The sequence below is a fragment of the Paraburkholderia sp. BL6669N2 genome (assembly GCF_003387275.1).
GTDB lineage: Bacteria > Pseudomonadota > Gammaproteobacteria > Burkholderiales > Burkholderiaceae > Paraburkholderia.
Genome location: NZ_QUNA01000002.1, coordinates 3,281,322 through 3,299,809 on the forward strand (window position 1 = coordinate 3,281,322; position 18,488 = coordinate 3,299,809).

The following is an 18,488-nucleotide window of genomic DNA, read 5'->3' on the forward strand; positions in this document are numbered from 1 at the left end:
CGCTGAACGCGCATATAGAATGGCGTTTTCCCTAGCGTCTAACGCATCGTCCTGGAGATTTCTCAATGGCTAAGCCCGCAAAGCGCGTTGCCGTCACCGGCGCCGCAGGTCAAATCGCTTACTCCCTGCTGTTCCGCATCGCCAATGGCGATCTGCTCGGCAAGGATCAGCCGGTGGTCCTGCAACTGCTCGACCTGCCGCAAGCGCAAGGCGCCGTCAAAGGCGTCGTGATGGAACTGGATGATTGCGCATTCCCGCTGCTGTCGGGTGTCGTGATCACCGACGACCCCAAGGTTGCATTCAAGGATGCAGACGTCGCCCTGCTGGTCGGCGCGCGTCCGCGTTCGAAAGGCATGGAGCGTAAAGACCTGCTGTCGGCTAACGCCGAAATCTTCACGGTTCAGGGCAAGGCGCTGAACGAAGTCGCGAGCCGCGACGTGAAGGTGCTGGTGGTCGGCAACCCGGCCAACACGAACGCTTACATCGCCATGAAGTCGGCGCCGGATCTGCCGAAGAAGAACTTCACCGCCATGCTGCGCCTGGACCACAACCGCGCGCTGTCGCAACTGGCTGCCAAGTCGGGCAAGCCGGTCGCGTCGATCGAAAAGCTGGCTGTGTGGGGCAACCACTCGCCGACCATGTACCCGGACTTCCGCTTTGCAACGGCAGAAGGTCAAGACCTGACCAAGCTGATCAACGACGACGAGTGGAACCGCAACACGTTCATCCCGACCGTCGGCAAGCGTGGCGCGGCGATCATCGAAGCGCGCGGCCTGTCGTCGGCAGCGTCGGCGGCTAACGCGGCGATCGACCACGTGCGTGACTGGGTGCTCGGCACGAACGGCAAGTGGGTCACCATGGGTATTCCGTCGGACGGTTCGTATGGCATTCCGGAAGACATCATCTACGGCGTGCCCGTCACGTGCGAAAACGGCGAGTACAAGCGCGTCGAAGGCCTGGAAATCGACGCATTCTCGCGCGAAAAGATGGACGGCACGCTGAACGAATTGCTGGAAGAGCGCGAAGGCGTTCAACATCTGCTCGGCTAAGCGGCTGAGCGGACGAACCGGAACTCGTGAGAGAACGCCAGGCTGTCCTCGGGGGCCTGGTGCGAAGCGAGAAGTCTCGCGCGGCGCTTACAGGCGCCGCCGTGGCGGGCTCCGGTTTTTACATGCGAATGCTGCTATTCGCATCTGATCCGAGCGCGTTTTGCGCAGTTACCGCGATGGTCCGGCAGAGCGCACCCGAATCAGATTTCTCCAAACCAAACATTACCCACGCTCCTGACGCCGAGAATGCGCGCCCTCACACCCGCCGAAGTGCTGTTTGACGGCGAAGCGCCGCCCGCCGTGCTGCCTGCCTGCGATCACTACGCCGGCAGTGAAAAGCTGATGCTGAAATCGTTGGCCTTGCAGCAGCAACTGGGCGCCGTATTCGACATCACGCTCGATTGTGAAGACGGCGCGCAGGTCGGCCGCGAAGCGGAGCACGCGGAGCTGGTCGCGTCGTTGCTGGGCAGCGAGCATGACCACTTCGGCCGCGTCGGCGTGCGGATTCACGACTTCGATCACGCGCAATGGCGCGACGACGTCCGTCTCATTCTCCGTGCCGCGAAGCGAGCGCCTGCTTACATCACCCTGCCGAAAATCCGCAACGTCCCCGATGCCGCCGAAATGGTCGCATTCATCGAGGCGACGCGGCGCGAACTCGGCATCACGCAACCGGTGCCGGTGCAATTGCTGGTCGAAACGCACGGCGCGCTGACACGCGTGTTCGATCTGGCCGCGCTGCCCGGTGTGGAAGCGCTAAGCTTCGGCCTGATGGACTTCGTCTCCGCGCACAACGGCGCGATTCCCGATACCGCCATGCGCTCGCCCGACCAGTTCGATCATCCGCTGGTGCGGCGCGCGAAGCTTGAAATCTCGGCTGCCTGCCATGCGTACGGCAAAGTGCCTTCGCATAACGTCAGCACGGAGGTGCGCGACATGAGCGTGGTCGCCAACGACGCCGCGCGCGCCCGCAACGAGTTCGGCTATACGCGCATGTGGAGCATCCATCCGGCGCAGATCGAAGCAATCGTCGCCGCATTCGCGCCGCGCGACGAAGAGATCGCCACCGCCACCGAAATCCTGCTCGCCGCGCAGTCCGCGCAGTGGGGTCCGACGCGCCATCACGACACGTTGCACGACCGCGCGAGCTATCGGTACTACTGGTCGGTGCTGCGTCGAGCGCAAGCGACGGGACGCGCCGTCCCGCAAGACGCCGCGCCGCTCTTCGCGAAAGTGGGCACTGACGTTCCAGCAGGGTCATAAGCGTGAAAGCCGCTGCGGCAATCGGCGCGGCTGTTGTGAGCGGTCTATCCACACGCCGTGAGGCAGTCGAAACAGCCCTCTGTGTGGCGCTGCGCGAGACGGGCGTTGAACGCACAGGTCAATCAGAAGCATCGAGCAGGCACAAAGGAGATTGCGGGAGATGAGCGAGACGACGCAAACCGCTGGTGCACAAGGCGGCAACCAACCCCAAAGCGGCTTCAAACCGAAGAAATCCGTCGCACTGTCCGGCGTGACAGCGGGCAACACGGCGCTCTGCACGGTCGGCAAGACCGGCAACGACCTGCATTACCGCGGCTACGACATTCTCGATATCGCGAGCGCCTGCGAATTCGAAGAAATCGCCTACCTGCTCGTGCACGAAAAGCTGCCGACCCAGGCCGAGCTGACCGCGTACAAAACGAAGCTGAAGGCGCTGCGCGGTCTGCCCGCCAACGTCAAGGCCGCGCTCGAATGGATCCCGGCCGCCGCGCATCCGATGGACGTAATGCGCACCGGCGTGTCGGTGCTCGGCACCGTGCTGCCGGAGAAAGACGATCACAACCTGCCGGGCGCGCGCGATATCGCCGACAAGCTGATGGCCTCGCTCGGCTCGATGCTGCTTTACTGGTATCACTACTCGCACAACGGCAAGCGCATCGAAGTGGAAACCGACGACGATTCGATCGGCGGCCACTTCCTGCATCTGCTGCACGGCGTGGAGCCGTCGAAGGCATGGGTCGACGCGATGCATGTGTCGCTGAACCTGTACGCCGAGCACGAATTCAACGCATCGACGTTCACGGGCCGCGTGATCGCCGGCACGGGCTCGGACATTTATTCGGCCATCACCGGCGCGATCGGTGCGCTACGCGGACCGAAGCACGGCGGCGCCAATGAAGTCGCGTTCGAGATCCAGTCGCGCTACCAGACGCCGGACGAAGCCGAAGCCGACATCAGGAAGCGCGTCGAGAACAAGGAAGTGGTGATCGGCTTCGGCCATCCGGTGTACACGATCTCCGATCCGCGCAACAAGGTCATCAAGGAAATCGCCAAAAAGCTCTCGAAGGAAGCCGGCAACAGCAAGCTGTTCAATATCGCCGAGCGGCTGGAGTCGGTGATGTGGGAGGCGAAGAAGATGTTCCCGAATCTGGACTGGTTCAGCGCGGTCTCGTATCACATGATGGGCGTGCCCACGGCAATGTTCACGCCGCTCTTCGTGATCGCGCGCACGGCCGGCTGGAGCGCGCACATCATCGAGCAGCGCGTCGACAACAAGATCATCCGTCCGAGCGCGAATTACACCGGACCTGAGAATTTGAAGTACCTGCCGCTAAATAGGAGAAAATAGCGGTCGCTGTGCGCTTTCAAAGCGCGTGCAGTTCAACCACGCGGTCGCCAGGACCGGTAGCCCGCGGAATGTTTAACTGAAACTAGATAGAAAGGTTTTCTCTATGAAAAAGCTGATGATCGCCGCCGTGATTGGCGCCCTGTCCACGACGATGCTGTCCGTCGCGACTGACGCCGCCGCGCAAACGGCGACCACCACGAAGCCGGCTGCCAAGGCTACTGCAAAGCGCCCGCAACCGAAGCGCCTGATCAAGCGCAAAGCGAACCCGGCCAAAGAAGCGAAGGTCGATCCGGTGCCGGATGGCGCGGAAAAGTGGTCGTGCAACGAAGGCCTGGCTTTCGAACTGAAGGGTGACATGAAGCGTGACCAGATCGTCACGGTTCACTGGGCTAACAAAAATTACAATCTGCCGCGCGAAGCGACCACCACGGGCGCGGACCGCTTCCACGACGCCGCAACCGGCATGGACCTGGTCGTGATCCCGACGAAGGCAATGTTGTTCTCGGACAAGGACAGCTCGCGTCTGGCCGACGAATGCAAAACGGCAGCCATGGTGCAAGGCGCGCCGGCTCCGACGCAATCGAACGCGATCGACAAGACCAGTAACTAAATATCGTCATCAGGAAAGCTCCCCGATGTCCGCTCCGATTTCCAACGTGCGACCCGCTCCGGACCCAGTCCTGACCGATATCGTCGACTACGTTCTGGATTATCAGGTCGACAGCACGCTCGCGCTGGAAACCGCGCGTCACTGCCTGATCGATACGCTCGGCTGCGGACTCGAGGCGCTTACCTACCCGGCCTGCACCAAGCTGATGGGACCGATTGTGCCGGGCACGATCGTCCCCAACGGCGCGAAGGTGCCGGGCACGTCGTTCCAGCTGGATCCCGTTCAGGCCGCCTTCAATATCGGCGCCATGATCCGCTGGCTGGACTTCAACGACACCTGGCTTGCCGCCGAATGGGGCCATCCGTCGGACAATCTCGGCGGAATTCTGGCGACGGCCGACTGGCTCTCGCGCAGCGCCATCGCAGCGGGCAAAACGCCGCTGGCGATGAAAGACGTGTTGATCGCCATGATCAAGGCGCACGAAATTCAAGGCTGTATCGCGCTCGAAAACTCCTTCAACAAGGTCGGGCTCGATCATGTATTGCTGGTGAAACTGGCGTCGACCGCGGTGGTCGGCCAGTTGATCGGCCTCACGCGCGACGAACTGATCAACGCGGTGTCGCAGGCGTTTGTCGATGGGCACGCGCTGCGCACGTACCGCCACGCGCCGAATACCGGCTCGCGCAAGTCGTGGGCCGCGGGCGACGCGACCTCACGCGCCGTGCGTCTCGCGCTGATCGCGAAGACCGGCGAGATGGGCTATCCGTCGGTGCTGACCGCGAAGACCTGGGGCTTTTACGACGTGCTCTTCAAGGGCAACGCATTCAGGTTCCAGCGTCCGTACGGTTCGTACGTGATGGAAAACGTGCTCTTCAAGATTTCTTTTCCGGCAGAATTCCATGCGCAAACGGCGGTGGAAGCCGCGATGAAGTTGCATGAGCAACTCGCCGCGGCGGGAAAGCGCGCGGAAGACATCCGCAAGATCACGATCCGCACGCACGAGGCCGCGATTCGCATCATCGATAAAAAAGGTCCGCTGAACAATCCGGCCGACCGCGATCATTGCATTCAGTACATGATCGCCGTGCCGCTGATCCACGGCCGCCTGACGGCCGCGGATTATGAAGATTCGATCGCGCAGGACGCTCGCATCGATGTGCTGCGCGCGAAAATGGAATGCGTCGAAGACGCGCAATTCACGCAGGATTACCACGATCCGGAGAAGCGTTCGATCGCCAATGCACTGACGATCGAATTCAACGACGGCTCGACATTCGACGAGGTCGTAGTCGAATACCCGATCGGTCACAAGCGTCGTCGCGAAGAAGGCATACCGTTGCTGGTCGAGAAGTTCAGGACCAACCTCGCGCGCCGCTTTCCGGTCAAGCAACAACTGGCGATTCTCGACGTGTCGCTCGATCAGGCAAGGCTCGAAGCCATGCCGGTCAATGAATACGTCGATCTTTACGTCATCTAGTTATGTACTGTAGTTCCGCGATCAAACCAAGGAAAACACCATGGCCCACAACCTCCACAAAACGCTCAAGGAATTCGACAGCGGTTCCGGCAAAGGCAAGTTCTACTCCCTGCCGCAACTCGGCAAGGCGCTGAACATCAAGATCGACCGCCTGCCGGTTTCGATCCGAATCGTGCTGGAATCGGTGCTGCGTAACTACGACGGCAAGAAAATCGCCGAAGAACACATCGAGCAACTCGCCAACTGGAAGCCGATCGCAGCGCGCGTCGACGAAATCCCGTTCGTCGTGTCGCGCGTCGTGCTGCAAGACTTTACCGGCGTGCCACTGCTCGCCGACATCGCGGCAATGCGCGGTGTCGCGAAACACATGGGCAAGAATCCGAAGTCGATCGAACCGCTGGTCCCGGTCGATCTGGTCGTCGATCACTCGGTGCAGATCGATCACTTCCGCGAAAAGAACGCGCTCGACCTGAACATGAAACTGGAATTCCAGCGCAACAACGAGCGCTACCAGTTCATGAAGTGGGGCATGCAGGCATTCGACACGTTCAAGGTCGTGCCGCCGGGCGTCGGTATCGTTCACCAGGTGAACCTGGAATACCTCGCACGCGGCGTGCACAAGAAGGCTGAAGGCGCGGACACGGTCTACTACCCGGATTCGCTGGTCGGCACCGACAGCCACACCACCATGATCAACGGTATCGGCGTGGTGGGCTGGGGCGTGGGCGGTATCGAGGCGGAGGCCGGCATGCTCGGCCAGCCGGTGTATTTCCTGACGCCGGACGTGGTCGGCGTCGAACTGAAGGGCAAGCTGCGCGAAGGCCTGACGGCGACCGACCTGGTTCTGACCGTCACCGAACTGCTGCGCAAGGAAAAAGTGGTCGGCAAGTTTGTCGAATTCTTCGGCGAAGGCACGGCATCGCTGTCGCTGCCCGACCGCGCGACGATCGGCAACATGGCGCCGGAGTACGGCGCAACCATGGGCTTCTTCCCGGTCGACGAAAAGACGATCGACTATTTCAAGGGCACGGGCCGCACAGACGCCGAAATCGCCGCCTTCGAAAACTATTTCAAGGCGCAAGGTCTGTTTGGTATTCCGAAGGCAGGCCAGATCGACTACACCAAGGTTGTCACGCTGGATCTCGGCACGGTGACGCCGTCGCTGGCAGGTCCGAAGCGCCCGCAAGACCGTATCGAAATCGGTCACGTTAAGTCGACCTTCAGCGACCTGTTCTCGAAGCCGGTGGCGGAAAATGGCTTCGCGAAGAAGGCTGACGATCTCGAAGCGCAATACACCACGAGCAACGGCGTCGACGTGAAGAACGGCGACATCCTGATCGCCGCTATTACGTCGTGCACGAACACCTCGAACCCGAGCGTGCTGCTGGCCGCCGGCCTGCTGGCGAAGAAGGCTGTCGAAGCCGGTCTGACGGTCGCGCCGCACATCAAGACCTCGCTGGCGCCGGGATCGCGCATCGTCACGGAATACCTGACGAAGACCGACTTGATGAAGTACCTCGACAAGCTCGGCTTCACGCTGGCCGCTTACGGTTGCACGACCTGTATCGGCAACGCGGGCGATCTGACGCCGGAACTGAACGAAGCGATCACGAAGAACGACATCGTCGCGGCAGCGGTGCTGTCGGGCAACCGTAACTTCGAAGCGCGCATTCACCCGAACATCCGCGCCAACTTCCTGGCCTCGCCGCCGCTGGTCGTCGCTTATGCGATCGCCGGCAACATCACGCGCGACCTGATGACCGAACCGGTCGGCAAGGGCAAGGGCGGCAAGGACATCTACCTGGGAGACATCTGGCCGACCAGCGAAGAAGTCAACGAACTGCTCAAGTTCGCGCTGGACGCCGACGCGTTCCGCAAGAACTACTCGGCGCTGACCAAGAAGGGCGATCTGTGGAGCAAGATCGAGGGCGAAGAAGGTCAAGTCTACGACTGGCCGAAGTCGACCTACATCGCTGAGCCGCCGTTCTTCGGCAAGGACTTCTCGATGACGCCGGCCGACAGCATCGCTGCCGTCAAAGATGCACGCGCGCTGGGCATCTTCGGCGACTCGGTCACGACCGACCACATCAGCCCCGCTGGTTCGATCAAGGAAGACTCGCCGGCCGGCAAGTGGCTGAAGGAAAACGGCGTGCAGAAGGCCGACTTCAACAGCTACGGCTCGCGTCGCGGCAACCATGACGTGATGATGCGCGGCACGTTCGCGAACGTCCGCATCAAGAACCTGATGATCCCGACGAAGCCAGACGGCTCGCGCGTGGAAGGCGGCCTGACGATTCACCAGCCGGACGGCGAACAAATGTCGATCTACGACGCAGCGATGAAGTACATCGACGCCGGCACGCCGACCGTCGTGTTCGCGGGCGAAGAGTACGGCACGGGCTCGTCGCGTGATTGGGCTGCGAAGGGTACGCAACTGCTGGGCGTGAAAGCCGTGGTCGCACGCAGCTTCGAGCGGATCCACCGTTCGAACCTGGTCGGCATGGGCGTTCTGCCGTTGCAGTTCATCGGCTCGGACAGCGTGCAATCGCTCGGCATCACCGGCGAAGAAACGTACGACATCGAAGGTCTGGGCGCTGACTTCAAGCCGCAACAGGAAGTGACGCTGGTGATCCGCGACAAGGACGGCAAGGAAAAGCGCGTGCAGGTGCTGCTGCGTATCGATACGCCGATCGAAGTCGACTACTACAAGCACGGCGGGATTCTGCCGTTCGTGCTGCGTTCGCTGCTGGCTGCTTGAGGTCTTTGCTTACCTGAGTAGTCGCTGCGAGCTGTTTTGCAGGAGCTGCGTCCTGTGGAGGACGCAGCTGACTTTGAAGCCCGACCGGTGGTCGGGCTTTTTTTTGGCTGCTTACTTTTGGGCTCGGCCTGTCTGGAAAGCGTCGGGGCTGTCGGTGATGCGGCGCTGGGTCATGCGGGCATTCCAGTCGGTGTCGCCTGGCGTGGGTGTGCTGGCACGCGTTGTGATGTTTGAACGACGCTGTTGTGCCGCCCAGTCGCGTAGCGCTGCGCGCTCGGCTGCGTCGGTTGCGGACGTGGGGCGTTCGGGCTGCTCAGTCCATGCGGTCCGTTCTGTCCGTTCAGACTGTTTCGACGCGGAAGGCTGCGTGGCTGGGTTGGTCGCGCGGCTGAGTGCGAGACGTTTGTCGATTTGCAGTTTGCTGAGGCGTGCGATTGGCGCCTGGTAATGGGCCGTTGCGAGTCCGATCGGCGCCATGTGCCGTATGGACACGCGGCCGGTTGGCCGAGGCTCGAGGTGTTCGACGTGTTGTGGCTTCGGCGTGCCGCGAACTGTCGTGTCACGTATCGCGTCGGGCGACTTGGGAGCGCCGGGAGCAGCCGTTGACTTCGGCCCCGCGCTAGCGGCCGATGGCGCGCTCCGCGTGGTCGTCCCGGCGAATTCGGCCGACGGTTGCGCCAGTTTAGCTTGCTCTCGCGGACGAATAGCTGTCGCACTGCTGTCCGTCGACGCGACCGATTGTGTTTTTGCGCTGGCGGCGGCGGTCGGCCCGTCGGCATCATGCGTCGTACAGGTAACCAGCAACCAGGCCAGCGCGATGCTACAGCTCGCGAAAATTGCCGCGCCGAGGAGGTGATCGGAACGGGTCGAACTCGGACGCGCTCCCCCCATCCCAAGGTAGTACCGGGCTTCGGCCAACTGCTCCTCAAAACGATGCGAATGGTCGGGTTGCCGCGGCAACTTGTAAAGAAAGAGAACCTTGGCGCCGGGTGGAACCGGCCCACGACTCGCTGGCGACGCCGAACGCCGCATCGCATTCTGAATCGCCTGTTGCGCGGCGACGTGTGCAGCGGGTTGCGGTTCACGTCCCGCCGCGGTCCGCGCCTGACGACGCCACGAACCGAAAGGCGGCGGCAGGGCGTCGAAGGGCCGCAGACTCGGAAGCGCCAGATCGCCTTCGATCAAGGCAAGCGGTCGGTTCATTGTGAGCTGCTCCGGAAGGCGCGGGACGTGGCTTCAAGTTGCGCAACGAGGGTTCTGGCGCGCGCAGTTAGCGCGTCGATTGCCCCGGCGCCCTGTTCCGGCGGCGACAAGCTCGCGCGCTGCAACGCGTCCATCAAACTATGCGCGCCGACGAGCGCCACTGCTCCGCTCAGGCGATGCAGCACACTATGGAAATGGTCGAAGTCGCCATCACGAGGTAACGCGTCGAGGCGCGCGAGGTCGTCATTCATTGCTTGACGCCAGTGGTTGATAAACGCGTTGAGGTCGACGCCCTCTTCGGACAACGCGTCCAGGAAACGCGTTTCAAAGGGCTCAAAAGGAACGCTTGATGAGCTGTCCGATGACTGCGCTACGCGGGCAAAAAAAGACACCGGTGTGTTGCCGTTAGCCATTTCTACGGATAACTCCCGTTGTTCGACGGTGAACGGCGCGTTGAAGATCGCGCACGTTCGTCGCGCTGTCTTTGAAGACAAATACGCAGGAATCCGCGGACGCCGAATCCAGTAGATCGCTTATCGTTTGGTTTCCTATGCTCCGGGCGGAACGAGACAGGCACACCGTATTCATAGCCCGCGAACCTACTCGACCAACCGGTGCAAAGTCGCGAACTCAATGAGTCCTGCCAACGACGTCAGGCCGAGTTTCTCCTGGATACGGCTCTTGTATGTGCTGACGGTTTTATCGCTGATAAACAAGGCGTCTCCAATCGCCTTATTCGACATGCCTTTTGAAAGCATCTGCAAAATCACCAGCTCTTTATCCGACAGCAAACCGATTCTCGCCTCCTCGCCTCCCCGGCCATCGACGAGCGCAATACCGCCGCCGTGCTTCGTCACCGGGAACACGGTGTAGCCGGCGAGAACCGCTTCGACGCCGCGCATGATCTCCTTCATCTCCTGCGACTTGCCGACGAAACCGTGGACACCCGAGCGCATCGCGCGCGGCGCGAACGTGGCCGGATCTTGCCCAGACAAAACCATTAGGCGGATCGGCGGATGAACGAGTTTGAGACGTGGAATCACATCGAGTCCACTGATGCGCGGAATGTCGAGATCCAGTATGGCGAGCTCCGGAGTATGGATTCGGGCCATCTCGACAGCGGTCTGGCCGTTATCGGCCTCGAGCACATTTTCAACGCCAAGCAATTGCACGAGCTGCATTTTGACGATCATGCGGAACGCAGGATGGTCGTCAATAATTAGAATAGTTGACATTTTTTCTTAACCCTTCTGAATACACAGGCTTTGCGATGTGGGTCGCTGCCCGTCTCAAACTCGAAGGCGCATCGATGTGCGCGGCACGGTTACTAGCTCTCGATCCAAAATCACTACGAGGCCGCCACGACGAATTCGATCTCGATGCGTCGATTCGGCGCGAGGCATCGCAGCAACACATCTCGCTGCGTTTGCCGGCAGTTCACCAGCGGGTTCGCGCTGCCTCTGCCCTGTGCGGTCGTCGGCAACCTCACCCCTAGCGACTGCAGATATCGTTCGACAGTCCGCGCTCGCTGCGTCGACAAACGCAAGTTGTATGACTTGTCGCCAAGGCGGTCAGCGTAGCCGGTGATCTGCAGTTCACGCAGCGAGCGCATCTTCTTCAATCGAATTGCCACGTCGTTCAACTGTCGTTTGCCGGCGGGCAATATCGCGGCATCGTCACCGCCGTTGAAGCGGAAAAGGGAATCGGCTTTGAGCATGATCTTTCGCGACGAATTCGCGGCCGAGATGGTCACAGGCGTACGGCCCGGCACCGGCGCGGATACCGGCATTTGCATTTTCTGCTTGCATTGCAGCGCGGTTTCCGCCGACTGACGCAACTTGTTCTGCACATCAGGCAAGCGCTGCTCGGCGTCGGAGAAACTGCGTCGCCACGCGTCATGGCCGGCCTGCATCAGTTCCACTTCGGCACAAGCGAGCGGCGGCTGAGCCTGCGGACATTGGGCAACCGTAGGATCCGACTTGATGGTATTGACGATCTTCCACAGATCGGGGCGCACCGTGGACACCGTGCGCAGCGCCGGATTGATGGCGGATAACGGCGCACCGCTCTCCAGGCTCATGGTAATCATGGCCGCCTGGCCGATCGCTTCTTCGACGAAGCCCCAGTGGTCGTCAGATTGCCGCGCCTGTTGAGCGGCATTGATCCAGCATTGTGCCTTGGCGTGAAAGTAGCCATTCTGATCGCCGGGCAAATGGTCGAGCCGCGCCTGCAGGCGCGCCAGCGCCGTGCTGCTGCTTACCGCCGGCGCATAAGTGCTGATCCATTGTGAGTTGGCGGCGCCCGCGGCTTCGTCCTGTGTGACGTTGAAACGGCTATGCAACAAGGTTGCGTCTTCAATGCCGAGCCGGTCTCGGGCGGCGTGGTTGGCGCAAGCCGTCAAAACCAGCGCGCAAACAAGCACCGTGAGGTGGTGTTTCATTAATTCCCCGCGTCGAGCGCATCTTCTTATTGAGGGCATACGAGTATGCAGAGCCGCCGATGCGTAGGGAATGGGAGCAGTCTTAGATTAATGTCAAAAGATGATTGGCTATTATGCGTTTCGGATGAAAAGCGGTCGCCCGCTCGCGTCGATACTCAAACCTTGACTGCTCGCGCTGCATTTCTCCCTCGCAGCCATTCGAGCGCCAGTAACAGGCTAGTGGAAAAAACAATCAGAATTGTTGCCAGCGCGGCGATGGTCGGGCTGATATTTTCACGGATGCCGGTAAACATCTGTCGGGGCAACGTTGTCTGATCCGCGCCCGCCAGGAATAAGGTGACGACGACTTCGTCGAATGAGGTCGCGAACGCGAACAGCGCGCCTGAAATCACCCCCGGCGCGATCACCGGCAAGGTGATGCGGAAGAACGTCTTCACCGGATTCGCGCCTAGCGACAGACTTGCCCGCACGAGGTTGTAGTTGAACCCCTGCAACGTCGCGGCCACCGTCGTCACGACAAAGGGCACGCCGAGCGACGCATGCGCGAGAATCAGGCCGATGTAGGTGTTGGCCAACCCGAGCGGCGCGAAGAACAGATACATGCCGACACCCACTACCACCACCGGCACGATCATCGGCGAAATCAGGATCGCCATGAGCAGACCCTTGCCGCGGAAGTTCGCCTTGGTCAGTCCGATTGCCGCCAACGTGCCGAGCACGGTTGCAACCACCGTCGCCGACGGCGCAACGATAAAGCTGTTCTTAGCGGCCATGCGCCATTCATCGGATGCGATCAGATTCTGATACCAGCGCAACGACCAGCCCGGAATCGGATACACCAGAAACGTGCTCGACGAAAACGACAGCGGCACGATCGCCAGCACCGGCAAGATGAGATAGAGCAACGTGAGCACGGCCAGCGCACGCAACGCGAAATACCACACGCGTTCGACCAAAGACGTATGCGGCGCGAACAAAGGCTTGGCAAGTTTCATCGCAATAGACTCCGTTCAGCCGAGGCTCAGTGACGAGCGCGTGAAGCGTCCGTAAATGACGTACAGCACGAGCGTCGCGGCGAGCAGCAGGCCGCCGAGCGCGCACGCCATGCCCCAATTGATCGTCACGTTGGTGAAATACGCGACGTAGTAGCTGACCATCTGATCGTTCGGTCCGCCGAGCAAGGCCGGCGTGATGTAGTAGCCGATCGCCAGAATGAACACCAGCAAGGCGCCCGCGCCGATGCCCGGATAAGTCTGCGGCACATAGACGCGCCAGAACGCCGCGAACGGATGACTGCCGAGAGAGATCGCGGCGCGCTGATAGGTGGGCGGGATCGACTTCATCACGCTATAGAGCGGCAGGATCATGAACGGCAGCAGAATGTGCGTCATCGAAATGTAGACGCCGGTGCGGTTGAACAGTAACGCCAGTGGGTCATGCAGCAGCCCGCTGCCGATCAGCGCCTTGTTCACCAGCCCTTCGCTTTGCAGAATCACGATCCATGCGGCGACGCGCACGAGGATCGAGGTCCAGAACGGAATCAGCACGAGAATCATCACGAGATTTGCGCGGCGCTCGGACAGCGTCGAAATCCAGTAAGCGAGCGGATAACCGAGCAACAACGCGAAGAGCGTCACCGCCGCGCCGATCACAAAGGTGCGGCTGAACACGGCGAGATAGATCTGCTGATCAGGATCGGTCGGAATGATGTGGCCGAACGCATCCTGCTTGTGGTCCAGCGAAGCCAGCAGATAGAACGGCGAATATGCGCCGGAATTTTTTGCAATGGCTTGCCAGTACGCGACGTCGTTCCAGCGCTCGTCCAGTTCGACGAATTTTGCGTGCATCTGGGCGGGCGTCAGCTGCAAGGCCTTGTTGTTGTCGTCGACGAACGGCATGGCGTGTGCGGACTTGGCGACCAGCGAACGGTAACCGGGAATCTCCACGTTCAGGCGCCGCGCGAGCGCTCCCATGCCGTCGCTGTCGGCGATCGCGGCAAGATCGACCGCCAGCGCGGCATAGGCGGTGTCGGGCGGCGGCGTCTTGCGATCCCATGCGCTCAATGAGGCCAGTGTATGCGGCAGCGCGTTGACGACCTCCGGATTTTGCGCAGCACGCGTGAGCAGCGCGCCGATCGGCACGACAAAAATGAGCAGTAAAAAAATCGCGAGCGGCGCGATCAACAACAGCGCCATCGCACGCTTCCTGGCCTCCGCCGCTTTGAGTTCGCGTTTGAGTCGGCCACTCGATTCAGGCGTGGAATCAGCAGCGATCGTCATCGTAGTCACACCTGTCTCTCCAGCTCTACATTGGAACCGCACGCACATCCATAAAAAATGCGCGCGCGTCATTGCACATCTCGAAGGCGCGACCACTCTCCCAGCCACGCCCTCTCACGCAAGACTAATTACTTCGACGCCCACGACGAAAACCGTTGTTCCAGTTCATCGCCATGATCCGTCCAGAACGCAAGGTTCTGCAGCACTGCGTTCTTCCCGTTAGCCGGCGAGTTCGGCAGATTCGCGAGCGTCTTCGGATCGAGCGCCTTAATCGCCGCGACATTCACCGGACCGTACGCGATATGGTGCGCATAGTCCTGCTGCGGCTTCGACGCAAGCGAATAAGCGATGTACTTCTCGGCCAGCGCCTTGTTCGGCGTCCCCTTCGGAATCGCCCAATAGTCGAGGTCGTAGATGCTGCCGTTCCAGACCACCTTCAGGTTCTTGCCTTCCTTCTGCGCGGCGTCGATCCGGCCGTTGTAGGCGGTGGACATCACCACATCACCTGCGACCAGGAATTGCGGCGGCTGCGCGCCCGCTTCCCACCACTGGATGTTCGGCTTCAGTTCGTCGAGCTTCTTGAACGCGCGGTCCTGACCTTCCTTGGTGGCGAGCACCTTGTAGACGTCCTTCGGCGGCACGCCGTCGGCCATCAAGGCGAATTCGAGGTTGTAGCGCGCGCCCTTGCGCATCGCGCGCTTGCCGGGGAATTTCTTGACGTCCCAGAAATCGGCCCAGCCGGCCGGCGCCGTTTTCAGCTTGTCCGCGTTGTACGCCAGCGCCGTCGACCACACGAAGAAGCCGACGCCGCACGTTTGCGGTGCTTCGGGAATCAGATCAGTCTTCTTGCCGATCTTCGACCAGTCGAGTTTCTCGTACAGCCCTTCATCACAGCCACGGCCGATATCGCCCGATTCGACTTCCACCACATCCCAGTTCACATGCTTGGCTTCGACCATCGCCTTCACTTTGGCCTGCTCGCCGTTGTATTCGACGGCGGTGACTTTATTGCCGGTCTCTTTTTCGAACGGTTGGTTGAATGCAAGCTTTTGCGCGTCGCCATTCGCGCCACCGAAATTGACGACCGTCAATTCCGCTGCATTGACTTGCGCGGCGCCCAGCGCGAGCGCCACAGCACCGACAGCGATGGCGCAGCGCGATTTCCCGATCTTGCTCATGGTGTGTTGCTCTCCTTTGGTGGTGTGCTTCAGTACGTTCAATGCGACTTTGTTATGTGCTGCTTGACCTGCTCTGCCTGCGTCGAACGCATTGCGTAGTCGACGCGTTCACGCCCCTGCGAATACTCGCAGATGCTCGGGTGCGAATTCGAGTGCGACCGGTGCGCCGGGCGCGAAGGTGTCGAGCACGCCGGTGCCGAGCGGCACCTTCACAAAGCACTCGTCCTGTTGCGGCAGACCACAACGCATGCGTACGTGGTCGCCGAAATAGATCAGTCCGCGCGCTTCACCGGCGAGCGCGTTGGCGCCCGGACGTGACGACCCGCTGGCGAGCTTCATGCGCTCGGGCCGGATGCACGCGACCGCCGGCGTGCCCGCGCGCGCACCGCCGATATTGCGACCGGTAAGGCGCGTACCGTCGATCAGATGGAATTCGCAATACTCGCCGTCGACATTCGCGATCGTGCCACGCAGCTTGTTGCTGTCGCCGATGAAGTTCGCCACGAACTCATTGCACGGCGATTCATACAGACGATCCACCGTATCGAGTTGCTGCACGATGCCTTTGTCGAATACGGCGACGCGATCGGACATGGTCAACGCCTCGCCCTGATCGTGCGTGACGTACACGAACGTGACGCCGAGTTTCTCGTGCAGTGATTTAAGTTCGTACTGCATGTGTTCGCGCAACTGTTTATCCAGCGCGCCGAGCGGCTCGTCCATCAGCACGAGCTTCGGCTCGAACACCAGCGCGCGGGCAAGCGCGATACGCTGCTGCTGGCCGCCGGAAAGTTGCGCCGGATAGCGCTTCGCGAAGCTCTCCATGCGCACCATCTTCAGCGCGTTGTTGGTGCGATGCGCGCGCTCCTCCGCCGAAATCTTGCGCACAGTCAGCGGATACGCGACGTTCTGCTCCACCGTCAGATGTGGAAACAGCGCGTAGTTCTGAAACACCATGCCGATGTTGCGCTTGTGCGGCGGCACCGTATTGAGTAGCGTGCCGTCCAGCCAGATTTCGCCGCCGGTGGGAAATTCGAAACCCGCCAGCATCATCAGACAGGTGGTCTTGCCCGAACCGGAGGGCCCGAGCAGCGTCAGAAATTCGCCCTGATAGATGTCCAGATCGAGCTGTTTGACGACCAGCGTTTCGCCGTCGTAGGTCTTGCGCACACCTCGAAAGCTGACGATCACGTCTTCGGTTTTCATCGTCCAAGTCTCCTCTGCGGTCCGGCTGGCTCCCGTGCAAAGCAGCGGGATTGCATCAATTGCGTGGCTCACTATAGACCGTTACGGTTCTACAATATGGAACCATTTCATTATTCCGGATAGAACCACTTGGACACCGTGATCTTGTCGGATTGGCTCGCCGCGCGGCTCGACCGCACGGCCGCCGAACCGGTCTACCGGCAGACCTTGCGGCTCATGCAGCAGGCGATCCTGACCGGCCAATTGCCGCCTGGCACCAAGCTGCCCAGTTCGCGCACGCTCGCCGAAGACCTCGGCATTGCGCGCAACACGGTGCTGCACGTCTACGACCAGTTGACCGCCGAAGGCTATGTGATCTCGACCACCGGCAGCGGCACTTATGTTGCCGACACGCGCCCGGACACGGCCGCCGTGAACATGCGCAGCAAGCCGGCAGTGGCGAGCGTCGACAAGGAAGACAGCACACCCAGGGAAACTCCCAAGCCGCCGAAACGCGACCTCAGCGATCTGTCGACTCGCGGACGGCGTCTGATCGACAAAGCCGGCGTGTCCGCCAAACAGTGGGGCGCGTTCATGCCGGGGGTGCCCGACGTCGCGGAATTTCCGGCGCGCACATGGAGCCGCCTGCAGGCGCGCTTGTGGAAGGAAGCCAATCCCGATCTGCTTACTTACGCGCCCGGCGGCGGCTACCGGCCGTTGCGGCGAGCGTTGTCGGATTACCTGCGGGTGGCGCGCTCGGTGAATTGCACGCCGGATCAGATCATCATCACCACGGGCATTCATCAATCGATCGATCTGGCGGTGCGCCTGTTGACCGATGTCGGCGACCGCGCGTGGGTGGAGGAACCGTGCTATTGGGGCGCACGCAGCGTGCTGCAGTCATCGGGGATTACCCTCGTGCCGGTGCCGGTGGATGACGAAGGCCTCAATCCGCGCGAACAGGACTTGCAACAGCCGCCGCGGCTCGCGCTCGTCACGCCGTCGCACCAGTATCCGCTCGGCATGGTGATGAGCCTCGCGCGCCGCCGCACGTTGCTCGAATACGCGCGCCAGCACAACGTATGGATCATCGAGGATGACTACGACAGCGAGTTCCGCTACGGCAGCCGTCCGCTCGCGTCGCTGCAAGGACTCGACGAAGCCGGCCAGGTGATTTACGTCGGCAGTCTGGGCAAGATGCTGTTTCCGGGCCTGCGGATCGGCTACATGATCGCGCCGGAGCATCTGGTGGACACGTTCCGCACGGGCGTGGCCGAGTTGTATCGCGAAGGTCAGCTGATGCAGCAGGCGGTGATGACCGACTTCATTATGGACGGGCATCTCACGTCGCACGTTCGGCGCATGCGCGCGCTATACGGTGAACGGCGACAGATTCTGATCGACGCGATCACCGCGCGCTTCGGCAGCGAACTGCCGGTGATGGGCGACGAGGCCGGCCTGCATCTGGTGCTCGGCTTGCCGGATCACGCGAACGACCGCGCGGTGACCGCCGCCGCTTACGACGCCGGCGTGATCGTGCGTCCGCTCGCGAGCTACTACAGCAGCGATACGCCCGCGCGGCGCGGGCTGCTGCTCGGCTATGCGTGCGTGCCGAACGACAAGATCGGTCCCGCGTTCGACACGCTCGCGCGCGTGATCGAGCAAACCGCGCTGAAGGCGCCGACGCGCGCCGCCTGA

General features: G+C 61.4%; 15 protein-coding genes. 7 read left to right on the forward strand and 8 right to left on the reverse strand.

Features of this window, described 5'->3' with window-relative positions:
- Window positions 1-65: 65 nt before the first annotated feature.
- The 6 genes from B0G80_RS37230 to acnA all read left to right on the forward strand — a co-directional run bounded on the left by B0G80_RS37230 (window position 66) and on the right by acnA (window position 8,505).
- Entirely contained in the window at window positions 66-1,049 is a 984-nt protein-coding gene (locus B0G80_RS37230) for a malate dehydrogenase (RefSeq protein ID WP_106282585.1), read from the forward strand.
- A gap of 246 nt (window positions 1,050-1,295) precedes the next feature.
- On the forward strand, window positions 1,296-2,312 hold the full coding sequence (locus B0G80_RS37235; protein ID WP_116122671.1) for a CoA ester lyase: 1,017 nt from the start codon (window positions 1,296-1,298) through the stop codon (window positions 2,310-2,312).
- Between the two features lie 160 nt (window positions 2,313-2,472).
- Window positions 2,473-3,660 carry a 2-methylcitrate synthase gene (gene prpC, locus B0G80_RS37240; protein WP_116122672.1) on the forward strand — a complete coding sequence of 396 codons (1,188 nt, stop codon included), beginning with the start codon at window positions 2,473-2,475 and terminating at the stop codon, window positions 3,658-3,660.
- Window positions 3,661-3,763: 103 nt separating this feature from the next.
- Window positions 3,764-4,270, forward strand: a complete 507-nt coding sequence (locus tag B0G80_RS37245; protein WP_116122673.1) for a hypothetical protein — start codon at window positions 3,764-3,766, stop codon at window positions 4,268-4,270.
- Window positions 4,271-4,295: 25 nt separating this feature from the next.
- On the forward strand, window positions 4,296-5,747 hold the full coding sequence (locus tag B0G80_RS37250) for a bifunctional 2-methylcitrate dehydratase/aconitate hydratase (protein ID WP_116122674.1): 1,452 nt from the start codon (window positions 4,296-4,298) through the stop codon (window positions 5,745-5,747).
- 40 nt (window positions 5,748-5,787) lie between these two features.
- The gene (acnA, locus tag B0G80_RS37255; protein WP_116122675.1) at window positions 5,788-8,505 is read left to right on the forward strand and encodes an aconitate hydratase AcnA; all 2,718 of its coding nucleotides are present in this window, start codon (window positions 5,788-5,790) and stop codon (window positions 8,503-8,505) included.
- 111 nt (window positions 8,506-8,616) lie between these two features.
- Here acnA and B0G80_RS37260 read toward each other — a convergent pair whose 3' ends face one another.
- The 8 genes from B0G80_RS37260 to B0G80_RS37295 form a co-directional block, all read right to left on the reverse strand.
- Window positions 8,617-9,708 carry a hypothetical protein gene (locus tag B0G80_RS37260; RefSeq protein WP_116122676.1) on the reverse strand — a complete coding sequence of 364 codons (1,092 nt, stop codon included), beginning with the start codon at window positions 9,706-9,708 and terminating at the stop codon, window positions 8,617-8,619.
- A complete protein-coding gene (locus B0G80_RS37265) occupies window positions 9,705-10,121 on the reverse strand; it encodes a hypothetical protein (protein WP_116122677.1) in 417 nt (138 codons plus the stop codon). Before B0G80_RS37265 ends, B0G80_RS37260 begins: the two co-directional genes overlap by 4 nt.
- 186 nt (window positions 10,122-10,307) lie before the next feature.
- The gene (locus B0G80_RS37270) at window positions 10,308-10,943 is read right to left on the reverse strand and encodes a response regulator transcription factor (protein WP_116122678.1); all 636 of its coding nucleotides are present in this window, start codon (window positions 10,941-10,943) and stop codon (window positions 10,308-10,310) included.
- A gap of 113 nt (window positions 10,944-11,056) precedes the next feature.
- On the reverse strand, window positions 11,057-12,148 hold the full coding sequence (locus tag B0G80_RS37275; RefSeq protein ID WP_116122679.1) for an OmpA family protein: 1,092 nt from the start codon (window positions 12,146-12,148) through the stop codon (window positions 11,057-11,059).
- 155 nt (window positions 12,149-12,303) lie between these two features.
- Window positions 12,304-13,143, reverse strand: coding sequence for an ABC transporter permease (locus B0G80_RS37280; protein ID WP_116122680.1), 840 nt, complete (start codon window positions 13,141-13,143; stop codon window positions 12,304-12,306).
- Window positions 13,144-13,158: 15 nt separating this feature from the next.
- A complete protein-coding gene (locus B0G80_RS37285) occupies window positions 13,159-14,427 on the reverse strand; it encodes an ABC transporter permease (protein ID WP_181920214.1) in 1,269 nt (422 codons plus the stop codon).
- 128 nt (window positions 14,428-14,555) lie between these two features.
- A complete protein-coding gene (locus B0G80_RS37290) occupies window positions 14,556-15,605 on the reverse strand; it encodes an ABC transporter substrate-binding protein (RefSeq protein WP_116122682.1) in 1,050 nt (349 codons plus the stop codon).
- Window positions 15,606-15,713: 108 nt separating this feature from the next.
- Window positions 15,714-16,811 (reverse strand): ABC transporter ATP-binding protein, encoded by a 1,098-nt coding sequence (locus B0G80_RS37295; RefSeq protein ID WP_116122683.1) that lies wholly within the window; start codon window positions 16,809-16,811, stop codon window positions 15,714-15,716.
- Between the two features lie 129 nt (window positions 16,812-16,940).
- Here B0G80_RS37295 and B0G80_RS37300 point away from each other — a divergent pair, with 129 nt between their 5' ends.
- Window positions 16,941-18,488 (forward strand): PLP-dependent aminotransferase family protein, encoded by a 1,548-nt coding sequence (locus B0G80_RS37300; protein WP_116122684.1) that lies wholly within the window; start codon window positions 16,941-16,943, stop codon window positions 18,486-18,488.

Coding starts and splice junctions, on each gene's coding strand:
- B0G80_RS37285 (WP_181920214.1), bottom strand. CDS start 14,427: ATGACGATCGCTGCTGATTCCACGCCTGAATCGAGTGGCCGACTCAAA.
- B0G80_RS37280 (WP_116122680.1), bottom strand. CDS start 13,143: ATGAAACTTGCCAAGCCTTTGTTCGCGCCGCATACGTCTTTGGTCGAA.
- B0G80_RS37260 (WP_116122676.1), bottom strand. CDS start 9,708: ATGAACCGACCGCTTGCCTTGATCGAAGGCGATCTGGCGCTTCCGAGT.
- B0G80_RS37290 (WP_116122682.1), bottom strand. CDS start 15,605: ATGAGCAAGATCGGGAAATCGCGCTGCGCCATCGCTGTCGGTGCTGTG.
- B0G80_RS37245 (WP_116122673.1), top strand. CDS start 3,764: ATGAAAAAGCTGATGATCGCCGCCGTGATTGGCGCCCTGTCCACGACG.
- B0G80_RS37270 (WP_116122678.1), bottom strand. CDS start 10,943: ATGTCAACTATTCTAATTATTGACGACCATCCTGCGTTCCGCATGATC.
- B0G80_RS37295 (WP_116122683.1), bottom strand. CDS start 16,811: ATGAAAACCGAAGACGTGATCGTCAGCTTTCGAGGTGTGCGCAAGACC.
- acnA (WP_116122675.1), top strand. CDS start 5,788: ATGGCCCACAACCTCCACAAAACGCTCAAGGAATTCGACAGCGGTTCC.
- B0G80_RS37235 (WP_116122671.1), top strand. CDS start 1,296: ATGCGCGCCCTCACACCCGCCGAAGTGCTGTTTGACGGCGAAGCGCCG.
- prpC (WP_116122672.1), top strand. CDS start 2,473: ATGAGCGAGACGACGCAAACCGCTGGTGCACAAGGCGGCAACCAACCC.
- B0G80_RS37265 (WP_116122677.1), bottom strand. CDS start 10,121: ATGGCTAACGGCAACACACCGGTGTCTTTTTTTGCCCGCGTAGCGCAG.
- B0G80_RS37230 (WP_106282585.1), top strand. CDS start 66: ATGGCTAAGCCCGCAAAGCGCGTTGCCGTCACCGGCGCCGCAGGTCAA.
- B0G80_RS37275 (WP_116122679.1), bottom strand. CDS start 12,148: ATGAAACACCACCTCACGGTGCTTGTTTGCGCGCTGGTTTTGACGGCT.
- B0G80_RS37250 (WP_116122674.1), top strand. CDS start 4,296: ATGTCCGCTCCGATTTCCAACGTGCGACCCGCTCCGGACCCAGTCCTG.